Origin of the sequence: Bradyrhizobium sp. ARR65 (genome assembly GCF_000472385.1) — a bacterium.
GTDB lineage: Bacteria > Pseudomonadota > Alphaproteobacteria > Rhizobiales > Xanthobacteraceae > Bradyrhizobium.
Map to the genome: position 1 here is coordinate 65,238 of NZ_AWZU01000033.1, position 22,340 is coordinate 87,577.

Annotated in this window: 24 protein-coding genes; 9 read left to right on the top strand and 15 right to left on the bottom strand. The window is 63.6% G+C overall.

Features of this window, described 5'->3' with window-relative positions; genetic code table 11:
* Positions 1–249: 249 nt before the first annotated feature.
* The 9 genes from F758_RS48210 to F758_RS0129185 form a co-directional block, all read right to left on the bottom strand.
* The gene (locus F758_RS48210) at positions 250–2,196 is read right to left on the bottom strand and encodes an OmpA family protein (protein ID WP_084305714.1); all 1,947 of its coding nucleotides are present in this window, start codon (positions 2,194–2,196) and stop codon (positions 250–252) included.
* Between the two features lie 171 nt (positions 2,197–2,367).
* Entirely contained in the window at positions 2,368–2,661 is a 294-nt protein-coding gene (locus F758_RS52075; RefSeq protein WP_024511206.1) for a hypothetical protein, read from the bottom strand.
* A 1-nt stretch (position 2,662) separates the two neighbouring features.
* Positions 2,663–3,148, bottom strand: coding sequence for a pyridoxamine 5'-phosphate oxidase family protein (locus F758_RS0129155; protein WP_024511207.1), 486 nt, complete (start codon positions 3,146–3,148; stop codon positions 2,663–2,665).
* 70 nt (positions 3,149–3,218) lie between these two features.
* Complete coding sequence (locus tag F758_RS0129160; RefSeq protein ID WP_024511208.1) at positions 3,219–3,605, bottom strand: VOC family protein; 387 nt, start codon at positions 3,603–3,605, stop codon at positions 3,219–3,221.
* A gap of 146 nt (positions 3,606–3,751) precedes the next feature.
* On the bottom strand, positions 3,752–4,534 hold the full coding sequence (locus F758_RS0129165; protein ID WP_024511209.1) for a succinate dehydrogenase iron-sulfur subunit: 783 nt from the start codon (positions 4,532–4,534) through the stop codon (positions 3,752–3,754).
* A gap of 131 nt (positions 4,535–4,665) precedes the next feature.
* Positions 4,666–6,510 (bottom strand): succinate dehydrogenase flavoprotein subunit, encoded by a 1,845-nt coding sequence (gene sdhA, locus F758_RS0129170; RefSeq protein ID WP_024511210.1) that lies wholly within the window; start codon positions 6,508–6,510, stop codon positions 4,666–4,668.
* A 3-nt stretch (positions 6,511–6,513) separates the two neighbouring features.
* The gene (gene sdhD / locus F758_RS0129175) at positions 6,514–6,933 is read right to left on the bottom strand and encodes a succinate dehydrogenase, hydrophobic membrane anchor protein (protein WP_024511211.1); all 420 of its coding nucleotides are present in this window, start codon (positions 6,931–6,933) and stop codon (positions 6,514–6,516) included.
* Entirely contained in the window at positions 6,930–7,328 is a 399-nt protein-coding gene (gene sdhC / locus F758_RS0129180; protein ID WP_024511212.1) for a succinate dehydrogenase, cytochrome b556 subunit, read from the bottom strand. The genes sdhD and sdhC overlap by 4 nt, the downstream gene beginning before the upstream one ends.
* A gap of 255 nt (positions 7,329–7,583) precedes the next feature.
* Positions 7,584–8,495: a LysR family transcriptional regulator gene (locus F758_RS0129185; protein WP_024511213.1), complete on the bottom strand. Its 912-nt coding sequence runs from the start codon at positions 8,493–8,495 to the stop codon at positions 7,584–7,586.
* A 107-nt stretch (positions 8,496–8,602) separates the two neighbouring features.
* On the opposite strand from F758_RS0129185, the gene F758_RS0129190 reads away from it, so the two are divergent.
* Positions 8,603–9,460 carry a sulfite exporter TauE/SafE family protein gene (locus tag F758_RS0129190; RefSeq protein ID WP_024511214.1) on the top strand — a complete coding sequence of 286 codons (858 nt, stop codon included), beginning with the start codon at positions 8,603–8,605 and terminating at the stop codon, positions 9,458–9,460.
* Positions 9,461–9,544: 84 nt separating this feature from the next.
* Here F758_RS0129190 and F758_RS48215 read toward each other — a convergent pair whose 3' ends face one another.
* Both F758_RS48215 and F758_RS0129200 read right to left on the bottom strand, forming a co-directional pair.
* On the bottom strand, positions 9,545–10,033 hold the full coding sequence (locus F758_RS48215) for a DUF3658 domain-containing protein (RefSeq protein WP_024511215.1): 489 nt from the start codon (positions 10,031–10,033) through the stop codon (positions 9,545–9,547).
* A gap of 28 nt (positions 10,034–10,061) precedes the next feature.
* Positions 10,062–11,591 carry a malonate--CoA ligase gene (locus F758_RS0129200; RefSeq protein ID WP_024511216.1) on the bottom strand — a complete coding sequence of 510 codons (1,530 nt, stop codon included), beginning with the start codon at positions 11,589–11,591 and terminating at the stop codon, positions 10,062–10,064.
* A gap of 185 nt (positions 11,592–11,776) precedes the next feature.
* On the opposite strand from F758_RS0129200, the gene F758_RS0129205 reads away from it, so the two are divergent.
* From F758_RS0129205 to F758_RS0129215, 3 genes are all read left to right on the top strand, one after another.
* Positions 11,777–12,538 (top strand): SDR family oxidoreductase, encoded by a 762-nt coding sequence (locus F758_RS0129205; protein WP_024511217.1) that lies wholly within the window; start codon positions 11,777–11,779, stop codon positions 12,536–12,538.
* Positions 12,539–12,970: 432 nt separating this feature from the next.
* A complete protein-coding gene (locus F758_RS0129210) occupies positions 12,971–13,600 on the top strand; it encodes a cytochrome b/b6 domain-containing protein (RefSeq protein ID WP_024511218.1) in 630 nt (209 codons plus the stop codon).
* Positions 13,601–13,616: 16 nt separating this feature from the next.
* Complete coding sequence (locus F758_RS0129215; protein ID WP_024511219.1) at positions 13,617–14,402, top strand: molybdopterin-binding protein; 786 nt, start codon at positions 13,617–13,619, stop codon at positions 14,400–14,402.
* A 119-nt stretch (positions 14,403–14,521) separates the two neighbouring features.
* Here the strand turns inward: F758_RS0129215 and F758_RS0129220 are convergent, their stop codons facing one another.
* On the bottom strand, positions 14,522–15,700 hold the full coding sequence (locus F758_RS0129220) for a YbfB/YjiJ family MFS transporter (protein WP_024511220.1): 1,179 nt from the start codon (positions 15,698–15,700) through the stop codon (positions 14,522–14,524).
* A gap of 242 nt (positions 15,701–15,942) precedes the next feature.
* Between F758_RS0129220 and leuB the strand changes: the two genes are divergently transcribed.
* Positions 15,943–17,055, top strand: a complete 1,113-nt coding sequence (leuB, locus tag F758_RS0129225; protein ID WP_024511221.1) for a 3-isopropylmalate dehydrogenase — start codon at positions 15,943–15,945, stop codon at positions 17,053–17,055.
* 194 nt (positions 17,056–17,249) lie between these two features.
* On the opposite strand, the gene F758_RS0129230 is transcribed toward leuB, so the two are convergent.
* Complete coding sequence (locus tag F758_RS0129230; protein WP_024511222.1) at positions 17,250–17,627, bottom strand: hypothetical protein; 378 nt, start codon at positions 17,625–17,627, stop codon at positions 17,250–17,252.
* Positions 17,628–17,771: 144 nt separating this feature from the next.
* A complete protein-coding gene (locus tag F758_RS0129235; RefSeq protein WP_024511223.1) occupies positions 17,772–18,572 on the bottom strand; it encodes a hypothetical protein in 801 nt (266 codons plus the stop codon).
* Positions 18,573–18,687: 115 nt separating this feature from the next.
* Between F758_RS0129235 and F758_RS0129240 the strand changes: the two genes are divergently transcribed.
* Together F758_RS0129240 and F758_RS0129245 are read left to right on the top strand one after the other, a co-directional pair.
* Entirely contained in the window at positions 18,688–19,722 is a 1,035-nt protein-coding gene (locus F758_RS0129240) for an aspartate-semialdehyde dehydrogenase (protein ID WP_024511224.1), read from the top strand.
* Between the two features lie 27 nt (positions 19,723–19,749).
* Positions 19,750–20,298: a TIGR00645 family protein gene (locus F758_RS0129245; RefSeq protein ID WP_024511225.1), complete on the top strand. Its 549-nt coding sequence runs from the start codon at positions 19,750–19,752 to the stop codon at positions 20,296–20,298.
* 89 nt (positions 20,299–20,387) lie between these two features.
* Here F758_RS0129245 and F758_RS0129250 read toward each other — a convergent pair whose 3' ends face one another.
* Positions 20,388–21,038 (bottom strand): carbonic anhydrase, encoded by a 651-nt coding sequence (locus tag F758_RS0129250; RefSeq protein WP_024511226.1) that lies wholly within the window; start codon positions 21,036–21,038, stop codon positions 20,388–20,390.
* A gap of 104 nt (positions 21,039–21,142) precedes the next feature.
* Between F758_RS0129250 and F758_RS0129255 the strand changes: the two genes are divergently transcribed.
* The gene (locus F758_RS0129255) at positions 21,143–22,021 is read left to right on the top strand and encodes an HpcH/HpaI aldolase/citrate lyase family protein (protein ID WP_024511227.1); all 879 of its coding nucleotides are present in this window, start codon (positions 21,143–21,145) and stop codon (positions 22,019–22,021) included.
* 84 nt (positions 22,022–22,105) lie between these two features.
* Positions 22,106–22,340, top strand: a 235-nt coding sequence (locus F758_RS0129260; RefSeq protein ID WP_024513315.1) for a transposase, incomplete at its 3' end; no start/stop codon positions are given.

Sequence of the window (22,340 nt, forward strand, 5' to 3'; positions counted from 1 at the left end):
GACAAGCGAGCTGACGGCAACGCCATCAGGTCGCGCGAACGCGCCCGATGACAGGCTCCCCGTTGTCCGGTAGCGAGCGCAGATCCTGGATCCATAACCACAGGCGGATGTTGTTGCGGCGTGCTGAGACTTCAAATGTGCCACAAACTCCAGCCTGTGGTTATGAGCCCTGGCTTTCGGCAGGACGACGAAGGGTGAAAAAACGGCCGGGATCGCTCCCGGCCGTTTAATCTTCGCCCGTGCTGCGCCTTATCGCGGCGGCGCGACGCCCGGTGGGGGCGGCGGCAGCGACGCGGTGCCGCCGTTGAGCAACGGCGTGATGCGGCGGATGGTGACGCGCCGGTTGATCCGGCTCGGCCCATCGGTCTGCTCCTTCAGATATTGCGAGCCGTAACCCTGCGAGGTCAGGTTTTCCGCGGGCACGCCGAATTGCTGGGTCAGCAGCTCGGCGGCGGCTTCGGCGCGGCGGTCCGACAGCGACAGATTGTCGGTGTCGTTGCCGGTTGCATCCGTGTGACCCTCGATCAAGAACACTTCGCGCGGGTTGCGCTGGATGGCGCGGTTGAGGCCATCGGCGATCACCTGCAGCTTCGCCGCCTGGTCGGGGGAAATCTCCCATGACCCGCTGTCGAAGTTGATGCTGTTGACGTCGATGCTCGGCATCAGCATGCGCACGTTCGGGCTGTAGCGGATTTCGTCGAGCGTGTAGCGGCGGTCGATGCGGTCGACCGGCGGCGCCTCCATCGTGTCGTAGATCAGGTCCGGCGGTGCGTCCGCGGCATCGACGATGTAGCGGTCGTAGGGGATGCGGACGACCGGCGGGGGCAGGTCGACATAGAAGCCGCCGACCGCGCGCGGATCACGATAGCTGTTGTCGATGATGACGACCTCGCGGCCCATCGGGTCGCGGCGGATCCGGCGCAGCATCGAGCCATCAGGAGCGAGCACGGTGACGATCTGCGTGCCGTCGGGGCGCACCACGATGGTGCGGGTCTCGTTGCCCACGCGCTGGGTCTCGATGTCGCGCGCGCCGAAGCGGAAACGTTCCATCTCGTCATGGCGAACGAAAGCTTCGCCGCTGGGGTCGCGGATGATGACGCGGCCCGGCTCGGTGATGACGGTCCGCCCGCCTTCCTGAACCTCGCGCCGTTCATTGCGGAAGTCCTCGAGGCGCCGCGGCCCTTGCACCGCGGCCGGATTGGCCGGCAGCGGTGTCAGCTTTGACTGCGGTTGCGGAGGCGGCGGCAGGGGCGCGGCCACCTGCGGCGGCGGGCGGCGCACGGCCATCGGCGCTGCGCCCGACGGCGCGGCGCTCTGGTTGGTGGGCTGCTTAGCAGCCGCGCCCGGTGCCGGCTGCGGGGTGCCGGGGGCGGGTGGTGTGGTGCCCGGCGTCGGGGCAGGACGCGCAGCCGGAGCCGGGCCCCCGGCCTGAGGTGCCGGTGCGGGTGGTGCGGTGGTCGGTGCGGTGCCCGCGCGGCCGCCTGCTGGCGGCGCGCCCGGTGTGGGCGATGGCGCCGGCGGCGTTGCAGGCTGCGCAGCATTTGGATGCACGGTGCCAGCGGGCGGCGGTGGCGGGGTGGTGCCCGCTGCCGGCGGATGCGCCGGAGCCGCGCCGGGGACGGGCGTTGGGCTCGGCGCCGCATGCGGTTGGATCGGAGCCGGGCTCGGCGAAGCGTGCGGCGCTGGTGCCGCGGCGGGCGGTGGTGGTGGCGGGGCCGGTGCGTGCTGCGGCGGCGCCGGCGGCGGGCTCGGCTGTTTGGGCGCCGCAGGCGCTGGCGCAGCCGCCGGAGGCGGCGGCGGAGCAGGGCGCGCCGCTGGCGGCGGGGCAGGCGGGGTTGGATGCGCAGCCGGCGGCGGAGGCGGGGGAGTTGGTCGCGCGGGCGGCGCAGCCGCGGGCGGAGGCGGCGTGGGATGCCCAGGTGCGGCACCGGGCGGCGGCGCGGGAGGATGCGGAGCCGGAGCGGCTGGCGGCGGAGCGGGGTGCGGCGCAGCCGGGGGCGGCGCGCCCTTCGGCGGGCCCGGGGGCTGTTTCGGAGCCTCCTTCGGCGGCTGCTTCGGTTTGCCGTCGGGGCCGACTTCTCCCTGTTGTGCCTGCGCCATGACCTGCGGCGCGTTCTCGGCATGCGTTGCAAAGCTTGCAAACTGCATCGCCGTCATGGCGGTCGTGGCAAGCAGCACGAGACGAAGTCTTGTCATGTGTTGGAAGTTCCCCGGAATGGCTCGAGTGAAAAGCGCGGCGATCAACAAATACGGGTTAGGCCGCAATGTGGCGGGCCTTGCTGATGAACTCGGATATATTTCTGAAAAAAGCGGGCCCCGAGTGGAACCAATTCATGGCGCATTCAGCCGCGCGATTCAAACGGCGGCTTAGATTTTCCCCTGCGGGATGTCGGACGCCCCACGATCGAGGTCCGGCCCAGGTTCGGGCGGTTTGTCGATCTGCGCATCGGTAGCGGGATTGGGCGTGCGCGGTCCATTCGGTCCGCGCACCGGCACTTCGTCCGGTCGCCCTGGCGGCAATTCGTCCGGCCGCGGCGGTTCGCCGGGCTCGCGCAACGGCGGCGGCCTTTCGGGATTGGGATTGCCGGGCGGGTTCTCCGGCGGCGGCTCGGTCGGATGACCAGGTGTCGGCGGCGGGACCTCCGGAGGCTCGATCCCCATTTTACAGTGCCACCTTGCGGTTGCCGCCGATCTCCGGACGCGTGCCGCTGACAACGGCGGCCGCCATCTTGGTGTAGGCGACCAGCTTGCCCGGGGACTCCCAGAACTCGGCCTGCTCGGGTCTGATCTTCAGCACGCGAATATTGGGATCATTGGCATCGTTCCACCAGGCGCGCGCCGGCGTCGAAAACAGCTCCCTGATCTTGTTGCGATCATTGGACACCGCAGCGGTGCCGCTGACCGAGACGTATTTCTGGCTGCCGGTGTCGGCAAAGGACAGATTGACCGCGGGCGCGCGTGCGATCTCCTCGTCCTTATGCTGCCGCGCATCGGTGAGAAAGTAGATGGCGTCCTCGTCGCGCTCGACATAGGCGGTCATCGGGCGCGCACGCAGTTTGTCGCCGTCATGCGTGACCAGCATCGCATAACCGATCTTCTTCATCAGTTCCCAGGTGCGATCGATATCGCCGACATTATTGTTGGCCATGTTCGCTCCCTTCGATTTGGAAGCGATAACGGCGCGACGACAGCGATGTTCCGCTTCCGCAGCGGAACGCCTATTCCGGCGTGTGACACACCGCTTCGATGTTGTGGCCGTCGGGATCAAGCACGAAGGCGCCGTAATAATCGGGATGGTAATGCGCGCGGATGCCGGGTGCGCCATTGTCGCGCCCACCGGCCGCGAGCGCGGCCTTGTAGAAGGCATCGACTGTCGCGCGATCTTTCGCTGCGATTGCGACATGCACCGGCTTGTTCAGGGCGCCCTCGCCGCCGATCCAGAAATCGGGCTTGCCGTTGGCGCCAAAGCCTGCCGCGGATTCACCGGGCCGGTCTTCTTGCATCACTTCCATGATGAGACTGTAGCCGAGCGGCGCCAGCGCCGCGGTGTAAAAAGCCTTGGCGCGCGCATAGTCGGAAACCGGAAAGCCGAGATGGTCGATCATCGAAGTCTCCTGCGGTTGTGGAGGAACCCTGTTCGCAGGTGATTTCAACAATGCCGTCGTGGCGGAATTGGCTCCATCCGCAAAGGCAGCTCTGCTCGCCCCGCGGGTTTGGGACGAGTGAGGTCAGAACGTAACCGGCTTGATGATTAAATCTGCCGTTCGACCAGCTTCAGCTTGAGCTCGGCGATGGCTTCCGAGGGGTTGAGGCCCTTCGGACAGGCCTTGGCGCAGTTCATGATGGTATGGCAGCGATAGAGCCGGAACGGATCCTCGAGATTGTCCAGCCGCTCGCCGGTGGCCTCGTCGCGGGAGTCGTTGACCCAGCGCGTCGCCTGCAAGAGTGCCGCGGGTCCCAGGAAGCGCTCGCTGTTCCACCAATAGCTCGGGCATGAGGTCGAGCAGCAGGCGCAAAGGATGCACTCATAAAGACCGTCGAGCTTCTCGCGGTCCTCATGGCTCTGACGCCATTCCTTCTGCGGAGTCGGCGAAGAGGTCTTCAGCCACGGCTCGATCGAGGCATATTGCGCATAGAAATTGGTGAGGTCGGGGACGAGATCCTTCACCACGGGCTGATGCGGCAGCGGATTGACCTTCACCGCGCCATCTTTGACGTCATGCATCGACATGGTGCAGGCGAGCGTGTTCTGGCCGTCGATATTCATCGCGCAGGAACCGCACACGCCCTCGCGGCAGGAGCGGCGGAAGGTCAACGACGGGTCGATATTGTTCTTGATCCAGATCAGGCCGTCGAGCACCATCGGGCCGCAATCGTCGGTATTGACGTAATAGGTGTCGATGCGCGGGTTTTTGCCGTCGTCCGGATTCCAGCGATAGATCTTGAATTCGCGCGTGTTGGTGGCGCCGGCCGGTTTCGGCCAGGTCTTGCCGCCGGTGATCTTGGAATTCTTCGGAAGCGCGAATTCAACCATTTGCTTTGCCTTTGCCCTTCTCGTCATTGCCGGGCACAAGCGCGAAGCGCGTCTTCACCCAAGATATCCGGCAATCCATCATTCTTCCAAGATGGATGCGCGGGTCGAGCCCGCGCATGACAGTGTGTGTGTTAGTACACCCGCGCCTTCGGCGGGATGTACTGCACGTCGTTGGTCATGGTGTAGTTGTGCACCGGGCGGTAATCGATCGCGGTCTTGCCGCTCTCGTCGATCCACGCCAGCGTATGCTTCATCCAGTTCTTGTCGTCGCGCTCGGCAAAATCCTCGCGCGCATGCGCGCCGCGGCTCTCGGTGCGATTGGCGGCGGATTCCATCGTCACCACCGCCTGTACGATCAGATTGTCGAACTCCAGCGTCTCGACCAGGTCGGAATTCCAGATCAGCGAACGGTCGGACACGGAGATGTCGGAAATCCCGCTGTGCACCTTATGGATCAGGTTCTGGCCCTCATGCAGCACCTCACCGGTACGAAATACCGCGCAATTGTTCTGCATCACGTGCTGCATGCTTTCGCGCAGTTTTGCCGTCGGCGTGCCGCCGGACGCGTTGCGGAAATGGTCGAGGCGGCCGAGCGCCATCTCGGCCGAGTTCGCCGGCAGGTCCGGCTGCTTGCCGTTTGGCGTCAGCTTCTCTGCAAGCCGCAGGGCCGCGGCGCGGCCGAACACGACCAGGTCGATCAGCGAGTTGGAGCCCAGACGATTGGCGCCATGGACGGAGACGCAGGCCGCCTCGCCGATCGCCATCAGGCCGGGCACCACCGCATTGTCGTCGCCGTTCCTCTTGGTCAGCACCTCCGCGTGAAAGTTCGTGGGGATGCCGCCCATATTGTAATGGACCGTCGGCACGATCGGGATCGGCTCGCGGGTGACGTCGACATTGGCGAAGATCCGCGCCGATTCGGAAATGCCGGGCAGGCGCTCGGCCAGCACCTTCGGATCGAGATGGTCGAGGTGCAGGTAGATGTGGTCCTTCTTCTTGCCCACCCCACGGCCCTCGCGGATCTCGATCGTCATGGCGCGCGACACCACGTCGCGCGAGGCGAGGTCCTTCGCGGAGGGCGCATAGCGCTCCATGAAGCGCTCGCCTTCCGAATTGACCAGATATCCGCCCTCGCCGCGGGCACCTTCGGTAACGAGACAACCGGCGCCGTAGATGCCGGTGGGATGGAACTGCACGAACTCCATGTCCTGCAGCGGCAGGCCGGCACGCAGTGCCATGCCGCCGCCGTCGCCGGTGCAGGTGTGGGCGGAGGTGCAGGACGCATAGGCGCGGCCGTAGCCCCCGGTCGCGAGGATGGTGGTCTGGGCGCGGAAGCGGTGGATCGTGCCGTCATCGAGCTTGAGCGCGATCACGCCGCGGCAGGCGCCCTGGTCGTCCATGATCAGGTCGATGGCGAAGAACTCGATGAAGAACTCCGCGGAATGGCGCAGCGCCTGGCCGTACATGGTGTGCAGCATGGCGTGGCCGGTGCGGTCGGCGGCGGCGCAGGTGCGCTGCGCCTGGCCCTTGCCATAGTCAATGGTCATGCCGCCAAACGGGCGCTGATAGATCTTGCCGTCCGCGGTGCGCGAGAACGGCACACCCCAATGTTCGAGCTCGTAGACGGCTTCCGGCGCGTTGCGCACCATGTATTCGATGGCGTCCTGGTCGCCGAGCCAGTCCGACCCCTTCACGGTGTCGTACATGTGCCAGCGCCAATCGTCGGGGTGCATGTTGCCGAGCGAGGCGGAAATGCCGCCCTGCGCGGCCACCGTATGCGAGCGGGTCGGAAACACCTTGGTGATGCAGGCCGTGCGCAGGCCCGCCTCGCTGCAGCCGACCACGGCGCGCAAGCCGGCGCCCCCGGCGCCGACCACGACGACGTCGTAGGTGTGATCTTCGATTGGGTAGGATTTTCCGTTCGTAGCCGGAGCGCTGCCGCCGTTTGCGGCCTTGCCGTTGCCCTCAGCGGCCATGGCTTATACTCCCGATGACAATTTGAAGATGGCGTAGATCGACGCCAGCGCCACCGCAAACGAGAAGAAATTGTTGGCCATAATGGCGGCGAGCTTGAGCTTCTCGTTGTGCACGTAATCTTCCAGCACGACCTGCATGCCGATTTTCATGTGCCAGGTCGAAGCGACGATAAAGAGCAGGAGGATCAGCGCAACCCAGGGCGAGCCGAGCACCTGCGCGGCGCCTGCCTGATTGCGGCCGAGCACCATCATCACCACCACGATGCCGGGGATCATCAATAGCGTCATGGCCACGCCGGTGAGGCGCTGGCGCCAGAAATCGCTCGTGCCGGAATGGGCGGCACCGAGATTGCGGACGCGGCCGAGCGGGGTGCGCATCGAGGTCGAAGCGCGGGGCGCGCCGTGGGATTCAGTATAGCTCATCGGCCGCCTCCGATCGCGTAAGCAATGATCCACAACAGCACGGTCAGGGAAATGCCGCCGATCAGGGCGCCCCAGGTCAAGGTCTCGCGCTCATTCGCCTTGAAGCCGTAGCCGAGGTCCCAGACGAAGTGCCTGACGCCGCTCAAGAGGTGGTGCATCAGCGCCCAAGTGTAACCGAACACGATCACACGGCCGATGAAGCTCGAGGTGAACGCCTGCACATTGGCGTAAGCGGTGGGGCCGGAGGCGGCAGCGACCAGCCACCAGACCAGCAACAGGGTACCCACGTAAAGCACGATGCCGGTGGCGCGATGGACGATCGACATGATCATCGTCAGCGTCCATCGATAAGTCTGGATGTGGGGCGAGAGCGGTCGTTCGATCCTGGCGGTCATTTTCTCGCTGCTTTGGGCTGCGTTGAGCGGCTTTCGAGGCGTTTGCGGGCCCGCGACGGCGCGCCTTTAATATCGCGGGAGAGACGGGCCCTATTTACGGAGTTGACTGAGCCAGCGCAACGGCCAAATGCCCGCAAAGCGAATCTGAGTTCATCGTTATGTGGCGCCAAAAGCGCCGAAAAATCGGGCTTGGTATACCAGGCCAGCCGTGTGGAGTTGAAGATACGAATCTTTATTTACTACTTAGAAGCCGCCTCAACCTCGCGCACCGAACGGGTCTGATGCGCGCCATTGCGCAACCAGAAAATCCGCGAATATGCGGGTCTTTGGCGCGGCGAAGGGGGACGATCCAAACAACAGGTGGAGGGGCGCCGGCTGCGGTTCGTGTTCCCGCAGGATCCGCTGCAGGCGGCCCTCCTCAAGCTGGTGCCGCACCTGCCAGAACGGCACTCGGACGAGTCCGGCGCCGTCCTGTGCCACCAGCATCAGTGCGTCGAGGCTATTAATCCAGAGCTTGGCAGCTATCGGAATTTTGCATTCCGCGCTCGCCGGCGTCCTGAAGCGCCAGAGGCCGGCGCCTGGCGCGTCGGAAAACACCAGGCAGTCATGGCGGCCGAGATCTTCGGGCGTTTGGGGTACGCCACGCCGCTGCAGATAGGACGGCGCGGCGCAGACGACCATCCGGATGTCGGCGAGCTTTCGCGTCGTGAGCTGCGAGTCTGGCAAATGGCCGACGTGCAGCGCGATATGGATGTCTTCCTCGATCAGGTTAACGGCGCGGTCGACGAGTTGCAGATCCACCGACACCGAAGGATAGCGGCGCAAGAACTCAGGCACCATCGGCGCGATCAAGAGCCGTCCGATCAGCGTCGGGGCACTGACACGAAGCCGGCCGGACGGGACCTCGCTGCCGGCCGACAGCGCCAGCTCGACCTGCTTGAGTTCGGCAAGGATCGCCTTGGCCCTGTCGTAAAGCAGACGCCCCTGCTCGGTCAGGGCGAGCCGGCGCGTGCTGCGCGCGACAAGTTGCGTGCCGAAATGGCGTTCGAGCGCGGAAAGCTGGCGGCTGACAGAGGTCAATGAACTCGGCAGCGACCGGGCGGCCGCCGACAGGCTCCCCGCCTCGACCACCCGCACAAAGGTTGCCATGGCTGCGAACTGGTCCATGTCCCGGATCCTTCCGCTTCTCGCAAGGCATCTTGCCAGATCGCGCTGATACTCCCGCTTTTAACAACAGTCTATGGTGTCACCGAACCTCGAAGATTGGAGTAGCCGTGGCCGGCCTTGATATTTCGGAAGTGATCGAACTGGCAGCCTTGCTGATCGTGGTGGGCGGATTGTCCGGCTTCCTGGCGGGCCTGTTCGGCATCGGCGGCGGCGCCATTCTGGTCCCTGTGTTCTACGAGTGCTTCCGGCTTGCCGGCGTGCCGTTGGAAGTGCGGATGCCGCTCTGCGTCGGTACCTCGCTGGCGGTGATCATCCCGACCTCGATCCGCTCGTTTCGCGCCCACCACAAGCGCGGCGCAGTCGACATGACAATCGTCAAGCGATGGTGGCTGCCGATTCTGATCGGCGTCGTCGCCGGCAGCGTGACCGCGCGCTACGCGCCGGAGCGGCTGTTCAAAATCGTCTTTGTCGCCGTCGCCTATTCCGCCGCTGCGCGGCTACTCTTCGCACGCGAGGCCTGGAAGTTCGGTGACGACTTGCCCAAGGGGCTGCTGATGAAGGCGTACGGCTTTCTCGTCGGCATCCTCTCCACCCTGATGGGGATCGGCGGCGGCCTGTTCTCCAATCTGCTGATGACGTTTTACAGCCGGCCGATCCATCAGGCGGTCGCAACGTCGTCGGCGCTCGCCGTGCTGATCTCGATTCCCGGCGCCATCGGCTATGTCTATGCCGGCTGGCCGGCAGCGGCGCGCTACCCGGACGTGATGGCGCTGCAGCTTCCGTTTGCGCTGGGTTACATCTCGCTGATCGGCGCGCTCTTGGTGATGCCGATGAGCCTGTTCACCGCCCCTCTCGGCGTGCGGGCCGCGCACGCGCTGTCAAAGCGGATGCTGGAGGCCGCTTTCGGCTGCTATCTGCTCATTGTCGGCAGCCGGTTTGTGGTGAGTCTCGCCTCCGGGCAATGATCGTTGGCGTGCGAAGCGGGGCCTATCATTAGCTGTCGTCCCGGCTCGCGCTTCGCTTGGCCGAGACGACTTGATCGGCTTGCTTCACCCCTTCAGGCGCACCTCGCTGTGTCGCCATCTGCGAAGGTCACCCTGGGCCTCGAGACGCCCGGATTTGACCAGCACCTGGATGCGCGCGGCCAATGCCTCGTCACTGAACGGCAAGCCGAGTTCCTTGCATCGTCCGTATGCCATGCCGACGACCAGAGCCATCTTCCGCCATTGCCATTCCATGACTGAGAAGAGAATGGAGTCGATATCGGCTTCGGACACCGAAGGTGGGATGCGAACCTGGTCCCAGCGGAGCGCGCTGGTGATGGCGGGAAATTCTCTAAACGGAATCAAATCCGGAAATCTGTCATAGATGCCGCGAAGCAGTTCGGAATGCAGCGCGGTCACCACCGTTTCGAGAGGGGCGGTGAATTCGCCGCGATCATGCTCGTCCAGAGCCAGGATCGCGGCTCTCGCCTCGTCGATCGCATAGGCGGCATCGAGCAGATATTCATGAATTTCGGCGGCCTGCTCTCGGTCCATGTCGAGTCCACCGCCATCGCGGCGCCTCCTAAGCCTTGGTATAAATATCCTTATACGTATCGCGCAAAATGTTCTTCTGCACCTTGCCCATGGTGTTGCGCGGCAGTTCGTTGACGACGAACACCCGCTTGGGCATCTTGAATTTCGCCAAGCGCCCTTCGAGGCCCTTCAGCACGGTCGCCTCGTCTACATTCGCGCCGGCATGGCGTACCACCACCGCCGTGACGCCCTCGCCGAAATCGGCATGCGGCACGCCAATGACGGCGGATTCCACCACGCCCGGCATGGCGTCGATCTCGCTTTCGATTTCCTTCGGGTAGACGTTAAAGCCGCCTGATATCACGAGGTCCTTGCCACGGCCGACGATGTGCACATAGCCCTTGTCATCGATCTTGCCGAGATCGCCGGTGATGAAGAAGCCATCCTCGCGAAACTCGGATTTCGTCTTCTCCGGCATCCGCCAATAACCCTTGAACACATTCGGGCCCTTCACCTCGATCATGCCGATGGTTTCTGGCGGCAGCACCTTGCCCGTTTCAGGGTCGGCGACCCGCAACGAAACCCCGGGCAGCGGAAAGCCGACCGCGCCGGGCACGCGCTCGCCGTCGTAAGGGTTCGAGGTGTTCATGTTCGTTTCGGTCATGCCGTAGCGTTCGAGCACGGCGTGGCCGGTGCGGGCCGACCATTCGCGATGGGTGTCGGCCAAGAGCGGCGCCGAGCCGGAGACGAACAGCCGCATGTGCCTGGTGGCCTCGCGCGATAGCGCCGGGTTCTGCAGAAGCCGGGTGTAGAAGGTCGGGACGCCCATCAGCGCGGTCGCGCGCGCCATCAATTTGATGATCGCGTCGGGATCGAATTTCGGCAGGAAAATCATCGAGGCGCGGGCGAACAGGGTGACGTTGCTCGCCACGAACAGGCCATGGGTATGATAGATCGGCAGCGCGTGGATCAGGACGTCCTTGTCGGTAAAGCGCCAGTAATCAACCAGGGTCAGCGAGTTCGAGGCGAGATTGTCGTGGCTGAGCATCGCGCCCTTGGAACGGCCCGTCGTGCCCGAGGTGTAGAGGATCGCCGCAAGATCGTCATTGCCGCGGGCGACGGTTTCGAAAGCCGGACTTGCCTTGGCGGCGGCGTCCGTCAGCGAGCCCTTGCCGTGGGCGTCCAGCGTATCGACCTTCGCTTTCACCTTGGCGGCGATCGCCGCGATGCCTTCGGCCCTGGCGGGATCGCAGACGACCAGCGACGGTTCAGCGTCGGTGATGAAGTAGTCGAGCTCGTTGAGCGTATAGGCGGTGTTGAGCGGCAGATAGACGGCGCCGGCTCGCACGGTCGCGAGATAGAGCACAAGGTTCGCCACCGATTTCTCGATCTGCGCCGCCACACGATCACCCGGCTTGACGCCGCGGGAGACCAGGACATTGGCGAATTGGCCGGCTCGCGCGATCAGGTCTCCGTAGGTGATGCGCTCGCCGTCGAGGGTCTCGATTGCGAGCCGGTTGGGGTCGTCAAGTCGGTCGAACAGGCGGGAAAACAGGTTGGCGTTGGCGGTTGTGTTCATGCAACATTCCGTGGGCACGGCCTCTAGACCATGATCCGGAAAAGTGGAAAGCGCTTTTCCGGAAAGATCATGCTCAAAAAACAAAGGGATGAGATGATGATCCGATTCCGTCTAATCGGATCATAATCTTGAGTTGGGGCTGGATTAGCAAAAACGCCCTTCAAAAAGCAACGGAGACGGTTTGCATGATAAACGGCGGGAAACGCGTGGCCTGGATCACCGGCGGGGGCAGCGGCATCGGAGAGGCGGGCGCGGAGGCCCTGGCCGCGGACGGCTGGACGGTTGTGGTTTCGGGTCGCCGGAGGGACGCCCTCGATACGGTGGTTGAGAAGATCGAGAAGAGCGGCGGCGCGGCCGAGGCGGTGGCACTCGATGTCAGCGTCGCCGCCGATGTCGAGAAGACCGCCGAGCAGATCCTGGCCAGACATGGCCGCATCGATCTTTTGGTTAACAGCGCCGGTATCAACGTGCCCAAGCGACGCTGGGCCGATATGGAACTGGACGGCTGGAACAAGCTCGTCGAGATCAACCTCAACGGCGCGCTCTACTGCATGCGCGCGGTCTTGCCCGCGATGCGGGCGCAGAAGGATGGCCTGATCATCAACGTCTCGTCCTGGGCCGGCCGCCATGTCTCGAAAATGCCGGGCCCGGCCTACACCACGACCAAACATGCCGTGCTGGCGCTGACCCATTCCTTCAACATGGATGAATGCGTCAATGGTCTGCGCGCCTGCTGTCTGATGCCCGGCGAAGTCGCGACCCCGATTCTCAGGTTGCGGCCCGTGGTGCCGAGCGAAGAGGAGCAGGCCAGGATGCTGCAACCGGAAGATCTCGGCCGCACCATCGCCTTCGTCGCCAGTCTCCCGCCACGCGTCTGCATCAACGAAATCCTGATCAGCCCGACCTGGAACCGCGGCTTTATCCAGACGCCGGCGAACAGGGATTGAGGCGAGCGGCTGAAGCAATTGTCGTCCCGGCCAAGTGAGCGTCAGCGAGCGCAGAACCGGGACCCATACCGCGTGATCTCTCATTGGGGCAGCGCGGCCGATGTCCTTCGCTATGAGGAAGGCTTGTGGTTATGGATCCCGGCTCTGCGGTTTCGCCCTCGCTCTTCGAGCTACGGCGGACAAGTTGCTTGGCCGGGACGACGACCGAGCGTGGGGCCGTTGCGTGCGCCTTTCGAAAACCGCCGCGGCGACTTGCAACCTGATGCCAATTCGTTCGCCGACCGGTATTTGAAGAGTGAGCCGGGGGGCCTCCGGCTCGCTTTTTTGTGAAGGCGATGGCCGAAAGGCATTAAATTCCATGGCGTGGTGTTCAGTAACGAAACGACGTTTCCGGGCGTATAGTTGTCCAGAAGGGATCAAAACGGAGCCGCCATGTCGAGCCTTGCAGCGACAGAGGATCATGTGACCCGCGAGCCGGCGAAAGTGATCCAGCCGGCCTGGGTGCGGGTCATGCATTGGATCAATGCGCTCGCAATGATCCTCATGATCATGTCGGGCTGGCAGATCTACAACGCCTCGCCGCTGTTTGGCTTTACCTTCTCGCGCAGCATCACGCTGGGGGGCTGGCTCGCCGGCGCGCTGCTGTGGCATTTCGCGGCAATGTGGCTGTTGATGATCAATGGCTTCGCCTATCTCATCGTGGGTCTTGCCACCGGCCGCTTCCGCAAGAAACTGCTGCCGATCACGCCTAATGGCGTGCTCGCCGACTTGAAGGCGGCGCTGGCCCTCAAGCTCGCCCATGATGATCTCTCGACCTACAATTACGTGCAGAGGCTGCTCTATGCAGGGATCATCGTGGTCGGCGTGGTCATCGTGCTCTCGGGCCTGTCGATCTGGAAGCCGGTGCAGTTCCATTATCTGACTGCGCTGTTCGGCGGCTATGACGTGGCGCGCTATGTGCACTTCGTCTGCATGTCGCTGATCTGCCTGTTCCTGATCGTCCATGTCGCGCTGGCGATCCTGGTGCCGAAAAGCCTACGCGCGATGATCATCGGACGCTGATTGGAGGGAGCATTCAATGGGACGCAAACGCTCATCTCTGATCCCCGGCGTCGACAAGCGGCTCTTGATCAAGGATGCAGTCAAGGTCATGCCCGACCTCACGCGCCGCCGCTTCATCGCGACCGGCGCGAGCCTGGGCGCGCTGACGCTCCTCACCGGCTGCGACGTGCTCGATAGCGACTCCGCGGAGCAGATGCTGGCGCAGGTCTCGAAATTCAATGACGCCGTGCAGTCCTGGATCTTCAATCCAAATACGTTGGCGCCGACCTTTCCCGAAAGCGCGATCACCAAGCCGTTTCCGTTCAACGCCTATTACGATCTTGACGATGCGCCCGAAATCGACGGCAAGGATTGGAAGCTGGAGGTGCGCGGTCTCGTCGACAACAAGAAATCCTGGACCCTCGATGAGCTCTATAAGCTCCCGCAGGTCAAACAGATCACGCGCCACGTCTGCGTCGAGGGCTGGAGCGCGATCGGGAGCTGGACCGGCACGCCGCTGCGCGATTTTCTGGGGCTGATCGGCGCTGACACCCGCGCCAGATATGTCTGGTTTCAATGTGCCGACAAGGACGGCTACAACTCGCCGCTCGACATGGCGAGCGCGCTGCATCCGCAGACCCAGATGACGTTCAGATTCGCCGATGAGATTTTGCCGCGCGCCTATGGTTTTCCGATGAAGATCAGGGTGCCGACGAAGCTGGGCTTCAAGAACCCGAAATATGTGATCTCGATGGAGGTCACCAACGAGTACAAGGGCGGCTACTGGGAAGACCAGGGCTATAATTCGTTCAGCGGGAACTGATGTGTCGTCATTCCGGGCGCGCACGAGCGCGGACCCGGAATCTCGCGCCCGCAGTCTCTGGATTCCGGGTTCGATCGCTTCCCGATCGCCCCGGAACGACGTCGTCACAGTTTTTCTTTCTAAAGCTTCCTCTGAAGCGCCGAGGCGATTGCGCCGAGCGCCAGCATGGCAGCGGAAATATTCAGCGCGTAGCTGAGGCTGCCGAGTGCATCCGTGATCGCGCCGACCACGAACGGTCCGAGCGTCTGGCCGATGCCGAAGGCAATCGTCATTGCCGCGATTGCGGTCGGCCAGGCGGATGGCGCGTAGTTGAGGCGCACGAAAGCGGTGGTCGAGCCAGCTACGGCAAAGAAGGCGACGCCGAAGACGATAGCCGACACCGCGAGCAGTGCGGTCGAGTGACCGAAGATCGGCAAAGCCGCGCCAAACGTGTTGACAGCCAGGATGATCGCGGTCGCCAGCCCGCCGCGGTCCAGCGCGAGTGTGCCGCGCCACACCCAGGGCGTGGCAAAGGCGGAGAGGCCGATCAGGCTCCAGAACGCAGCCTGCGCCAGGGCGCCGCCGCCGAGATCGCGGACATAGGCGATCATGAAAGTCATGTAGGCGATGTATCCCGCGCCGAACAGGAAGTAGCCGGCGAGGTAGATCGCGACCGGCCAGACCGAAAACGCCGCCCGCGAAGTGTCGGTGATGCCGGCCTTGCTCTCGATCGGCGCCAGCAACAGCGGAATGGTCAGCAGGGTCGAAAGCGCCGTCAGCGCCCACCACACGATCCACCACGATCCCGCCCCAAAGGCTTGCAGGACGAACGGCGCAACCAGGCCTGAGACCAGGATGCCAATTCCCGGTCCGGCGTAAAACAGGCTGAGCAAGAAGCTCGCCCGCTCGGGATGGGACTGTGCAATCTGGGCGGCCAGCGCGCCGCCCGCGACGAAACCGGCCGCGGCGGCGAAGCCGCCGACGAGACGCGCAAAGCTCAACACGACGAAATCGCCTGATATCGCGCAGAGCGCGAGCGCGCCGACACTGACAAGGGTTCCGCCGCGTAGCGCGGCCGACCAACCGAAACGCCTGACCAGGTGCGAGGCCGACAGGGCGCCGGCGAGGTAGCCGGCGGCATTGATCGTGTTCATGAAACCGGCCGCCGAATACGACCAGTGCAGTGAATCGCGCATGTCCGGCAGCACCAGCGCGTAGGCGAAGCGGCCGATGCCGAGCCCAACGGTTGCGGCAAGGGAGAGGGTGAGGATCAGCCGCGCAGCTCGCGCGGGCGTCAAAGAATGTTGAGGGGCGTGCAAGGGATACTCCGACGCCGCGAATAGTCGCAGGCGGAGCCGGCTTTGCCCAGCCATCGGGGCGGCAATGGTGTCTTGCCAATCACGCAATGGCGCTTTAGCACTCCGCCCACTCGCCAAACCGGGGCGCGCGCCAGCGCGAACCCGGAATCCATCGTCGTTCTTGCTCTTGGCCGATATGGATTCCGGATCGCCTCGCTTACGCTCGGCGCCCGGAATGACGAAAAGACCAAAGGACCTTTCTCATGCCCACCCACAAACTGCTGCTCCTGCCCGGCGATGGCATCGGCCCCGAAGTGATGGCGGAGGTGAAGCGCCTGATAGAATGGCTCAATGCCAAGGGCCTCGCGCAATTCGAGACCGAGCAGGGTCTGGTCGGCGGCGCGGCCTATGACGCGCACAAAGCCTCAATCAGCGAAGGCGACATGGCGAAAGCGAAAGCTGCGGACGCCGTGATCTTCGGGGCAGTCGGTGGCCCGAAATGGGACGGCGTTCCCTACGACGTGCGGCCCGAGGCGGGCCTGCTGCGCCTGCGCAAGGATCTCGGGCTGTTTGCGAATTTGCGGCCCGCGATGTGCTACCCGGCGCTGGCGGAGGCCTCCAGCCTGAAGCGCGATGTCGTCGAGGGGCTCGACATCATGATCGTGCGTGAGCTCACGGGCGGGGTCTATTTCGGTGAGCCCAAAACCATCACCGACCTCGGCAACGGACAGAAGCGCGCGGTCGACACCCAGGTCTACGATACCTACGAGATCGAGCGCATCGCCCGCGTCGCCTTCGATCTCGCGCGCAAGCGCCGCAACAAGGTGACCTCGATGGAAAAGCGCAACGTCATGAAGACGGGCGTGCTCTGGAACGAGGTGATCACCCAGGTCCACGACCGCGAATACCGGGATGTTGTGCTCGAACATCAGCTCGCCGATTCCGGCGGCATGAATCTGGTGAAGTCGCCCAAGCAGTTCGACGTCATCGTCACCGACAATTTGTTCGGCGACATGCTCTCCGATATCGCGGCGATGCTCACCGGCTCGCTCGGCATGCTGCCGTCGGCGTCACTCGGCGAAGTCGACGTCAAGAGCAAGAAGCGCAAGGCGTTATATGAGCCGGTGCACGGCTCGGCCCCCGATATTGCCGGCAAGGGGCTCGCCAACCCGATCGCGATGATCGCCTCTTTCGGTATGGCGCTGCGCTATTCCTTCGATATGGGCGCGCTTGCCGACAAGCTCGACGCGGCGATCGCCGCCGTGCTGGCGAGCGGCCTGCGCACGGCCGATATCAAGTCCGAGGGGAGCAAGCCTGCCAGCACGGCGCAGATGGGCGAAGCGATTTTGAAGGAGCTGGAGAGGCTTTACGCGTAGGGAGGCAGGGGCGCCTGGCTCGTCATGCCCGGGTTCGTCCCGGGCTTACACGTCTTGCTTTTTCGGCGCGACAAGCGTGAATGGCCGGGACGAGCCCGGCCATAACGTCATTCTACGGATAGATTCCGCGGTATCACGACTAGCCCAAGCGCTCGCGCTAAGGGTCCCGGCTTTCGCCGGGACGACCCTAAACCTCAATACAGCGGGAACGTGGTCGGGTACCAACCACCCAGATCAGACGGCGGGCTGAGCGGCTGGCGGTCGATCGGGCGGTTGTTGTTCTCGCGCGCGAACGACGGGAATCCCAGCGCCGGGGGAAACGCATAGTCGGTGAACTTGCGGTCGCCAGGCAGCACCTCGGTGCCGGCATCGAGCCAGGAGCGCTTGGAAATGTACAGACGCGTACGCGGGCCCTGCTGAACAACCACATTAGGACCGCTCGGCCCGTAGGTGACACGGCCATCCCTGTCATATTTCAGCTTTTCGGCGTTGGCCGGGGCAACGCCGCTGGCTGCAAGGGCGCCCGCTGCCAAAAACAGCGCGAGACCAACGGCTCCGAATTTCCTTCTCATCATGACGTCCTTGAACTGCAAGCCAGGCGGATGCTCAATTCTCTGATTGATTTGCACTTTATCTGCTGGCGGGCGATCCCCACAAGGTCAATCCGGCCACACCTTGGAACATAATGCGCCCCTGCTTGCGAAAGTTGCAGCAGATCAAAGCGCGCCGCGCAGATGCGGATCGGCCGCTTCGGTGATCCAGTCCCCCGCCGCTGTTGCGCCGGCCGGCCCGCAGCCTTGCCGCCTGAACTCGGCGCGCGCGAACAATTCGGCCAATTTCGGCTCGTTTCCGGCGCCGAGCAGCGTCAGCCGGTCCAACATGCAGGCAATCGCGCTGCGTCGCGCCGGCAGGCCATCGCCCTGACAGGACCAGCCCGAGATTCGCAAGGCGGCATCATCGTTCGTTTTGAGAAAGCCCAGGCACGCCTTTGTGCCATCTCGGACGTTCTCGCGCCGAAGCAGCGCAATGGGGCCGAATTTGCTCTCGATCACGCCGGCGGCCTCCAAATCAGTGCGGCCGAAGGGCATGCGGGCGGCAATATCGGCCACCGGCGGCAGCCCGGAGGAGGCCTCGCCGCCGAATCGGTAGATTTCGAGCTCGGCCAGCGGCCGATCGGCCTCGCCGATCCAGCGGAAGATATCCTTGCGGCCGCCATCCGGGTGCCTAAGGACGGTGTATGTACCTGATCTTTCGTCTGGATTGAGAGCACTCAGGGCAAAGGCCGGTGCCGACCGCACAGCGACGCTCCAGTCCGACCGGGGCGCCTCTCGCGAGCCCGCGATATGAGGCAGTTGCTCCCCAAAATGGACGGCGAGGATGGCGACGAGCGCCAAGGTCCCCACATAGGCGAACAGGCGCGCCACCATGGCGCAGATTTCATCGGCAAAGCTCGTCAGCGCCGGATGGAATCTTGTCGAGAACGGGGAACTGGCCGGATCGGCCCCAGACGGTCGCATGAAAGGCGCTGGCGGCATGGTAACGTTGTGTTGAGGCTATTTCTCGCATAGAAGCGCTGCCGCTTCTCTATCCGCAGCAAGCCGAGGGCAGGCATTTTTCGTCGGAGAGTGAATGATGGGTTACAAAGTCGCAGTGGTCGGCGCGACCGGCAATGTCGGGCGGGAAATGCTCACCATTCTGGATGAGCGCAAATTCCCCGCCGACGAGGTGGTGGCGCTGGCGTCACGCCGCAGCGTCGGCGTCGAGGTCTCTCATGGCGACAAGACGTTGAAGGTCAAGGCGCTCGAACATTACGATTTCTCCGACGTCGACATTTGCCTGATGTCGGCCGGCGGTTCGGTATCGAAGGAATGGTCGCCGAAGATCGCGGCCAGCGGCGCCGTCGTGATCGACAATTCCTCGGCCTGGCGCATGGACCCCGACGTGCCGCTGATCGTGCCCGAGGTGAATGCGGATGCGGCCGCCGGCTTCACCAAGAAGAACATCATCGCCAACCCGAACTGCTCCACGGCCCAGCTCGTGGTCGCGTTAAAGCCGCTGCACGATGCGGCCACAATCAGGCGCGTGGTGGTGGCGACCTATCAGTCGGTCTCGGGCGCCGGCAAGGATGCGATGGACGAATTGTTCTCGCAGACCAAGGCCGTCTACACCAATGACGAGCTGATCAACAAAAAATTCCCCAAGCGTATCGCCTTCAACGTCATCCCCGAGATCGACGTGTTCATGGAGGACGGCTACACCAAGGAAGAGTGGAAGATGATGGCGGAGACCAAGAAGATTCTTGATCCCAAGATCAAGCTCTCCGCGACCTGCGTGCGCGTGCCGGTCTTCGTCGGCCATTCCGAAGCCGTCAACATCGAGTTCGAGAAGCCGATCACGCCGGATGAAGCGCGCAGCATCCTGCGCAAGGCGCCCGGTTGTCTCGTCATCGACAAGCAGGAGCCCGGCGGTTATGTGACGCCTTACGAGGCGGCCGGCGAGGATGCCACTTATGTCAGCCGCATCCGCGAGGATGCGACGGTGGAGAACGGCCTCGCTCTGTGGTGCGTGTCGGACAATTTGCGGAAAGGTGCCGCGCTGAATGCGGTGCAGATCGCGGAAGTGCTGGTCAACCGCAAGCTGCTCACTGCAAAGAAAAAGGCGGCCTGAGACGGGGCGGACCGGGAGCCGGAGCACATGTCGGAGCAGGCGGTTCCTTCCAGGCCAAATCCGGTGCTGAGGGGCATCGGGCGGGCCCTCGAAATCACGGTGTTCAACAGCCGCTGGCTGCTTGCTCCCTTCTATGTCGGCCTCGTCGTCAGCCTCGCCGTGCTGTTCCTCAAGTTCATCAGGATGCTCTGGGAGTTCATCCTGCATGCACCCGGCGCGAAGTCGACCGACACGATCCTCGATGCCTTGTCATTGATCGATGTAACGCTGGTCGCCAATCTGATCCTGATCGTGGTGTTCTCGGGCTACGAGAATTTTGTCTCGCGTATCGATACCAGCGGCAATCGGAACTGGCCGACATGGATGACCATGATCGATTTCGCAGGGCTGAAGCAGAAGCTGCTGGCCTCGATCGTCGCGATCTCCGCGATCCACGTGCTGGAGGCCTTCCTGAACATCGACGCTGCCTTCGACGCCACCCGGATGACCTGGCTGGTCGCCGTGCATCTGGTGTTCGTGATCTCGGCCCTCCTGCTCGCGCTGTCCGACCGGTGGTCGGTGGATAGGAGGGAGTAGCGCCGTAGAGTGAGCAAAGCGAAGCGTGCCCACCGCGTGCTTTGAATTGGTGGGCACGGCGCCTGCGCGCCTTTGCCCACCCTACGGCGCTACGGCAGTGCGCTGCCCGCCGCGCTCTTGAATTCTTTCGTCTGCTTGTCCAACACGAACAGCGAACCCTCCGCCACGCCAAAATAGGCGCCGTGCAACTGCAACTCGCCGCTCTCGACCTTCGTGCGTACGAAGGGAAAGGTCATCAAGTTTTCCAGGCTGCGGAACACCGCCGCCTTTTCGATGCGCACGGTGAACTCCTGCATCGTTTCGTGCGCGCGTTGCTCGACGACTTCGCCCGGCTTGATGAACATGGCCATCCACTTGCCGATGAAATCTCCCGGCGACAGCGGTTCACTCTTGTCGATGAGGGCACGAATGCCGCCGCATTGGGCATGTCCCAGCACCACGATATGCTTGATGTGCAGCACGCTGACGGCAAATTCCAGGGCCGCGGAAACGCCGTGCGCCGCGCTGTCGGGCTGGTAGACCGGCACGAGGTTCGCGATGTTGCGCACCACGAACAATTCGCCGGGCCCGGCGTCGAAGATGACCTCCGGCGAGACGCGCGAGTCGCAGCAGCCGATCACCATGACCTCGGGCGATTGGCCGCGCACCGACAATTCTTGATAGCGTGACTGCTCGATCGGCAGCCGATTGCTCCGAAAGGCCCGATAGCCCTCGAGCAGCTTGTTCGGAAACGTGATCATGGTCCAATCGCATAACCAATGCGGTGAGGCTGAACAAGCCTTTCGATTGGGCAGGCAAAATGATATCGCCTCGGCTCCCAGCCAATATCAGAGGAAACCAAGCCATGACCCGTCCGCGCCGCAGCCTCTTGTTCATGCCGGGATCCAATGCGCGGGCGCTGGAGAAGGCGCGAAACCTGCCGGCCGATGGCTTGGTCCTCGATCTCGAGGATTCGGTGGCGCCGGACGCCAAGGCCAAGGCGCGCGAGCAGATTGCGCAAACCCTAGAGCTCAAGCCGTTCGGCAAGCGCGAGATCCTGATCCGTATCAACGCCTTGGACACGCCCTTCTGGCACGAGGACATCGCGATGGCGGCGCAGGCCAGGCCCGACGGCATTCTGGTGCCCAAGATCTCGAGCGTCGACGACCTCAACAGCGTTGGGGCGCGCCTGGCCGAGGCCGGCGCGGAAAGCTCGCTTGCTGTCTGGGCGATGATCGAGACCGCGCGCGCCGTCTTGCATGCGGATGAGCTCGCGGCAGCAGCGCGTGACCCCAGGACGCGTCTGGCCGGCTTCGTGTTTGGACCCAACGACATTTCGCGGGAAACCCGCATCAAGATGCTACCGGGGCGTTCCACGATGGTCCCGATGATCACGCATTGCATGCTCGCCGCAAGGGCGAACGGCATCGAAATGCTCGACGGACCCTACAGCGATTTTTCCAATGTCGAGGGTTTTGCGGCTGAGTGCCGGCAGGCCCGCGATCTTGGCTTCGACGGCAAGACGCTGATCCACCCGAGCCAGATCGAGGCCTGCAACGCCATCTTCACGCCGCCGGCGGAAGAAGTGGCGCAGGCGCGCCGCATCATCGCGGCCTTTGAATTGCCGGAAAATGCCGGCCGCGGCGCGATCTCGCTCGACGGGCAAATGGTTGAGCGGCTCCACGCCGAAATGGCCAAGCGCACCATCGCGATCGCCGATGCGATCGCGGCGATGGGGAATTAGTTCTACTGAGTCAGAAAGTCACAGTGTTGGCCCGCAATGAATCCGGTANTTGGGGGAGGTTGCGATCAGCGGAAGGGACTGAGGATGGCTCGCGGGGGGTTGAAGAGCAGCGAATCGCGATTTGCCGCTTATGTCGATGGCCTGGTGAGCGTGATTGGGCACAAGGATCGAGCGCAGCCGCTTCGGGACTATTGCGCGGGGCTGATGCTGCCTTGTGAGCGCAAGAGCGTCGAGCCGATTGCAGCCGTGACGGCGCCTGGGCGGGTGGCGGCTCAGCATCAATCGCTGCTGCATTTTGTTGGCGAAGGACGCTGGTCGG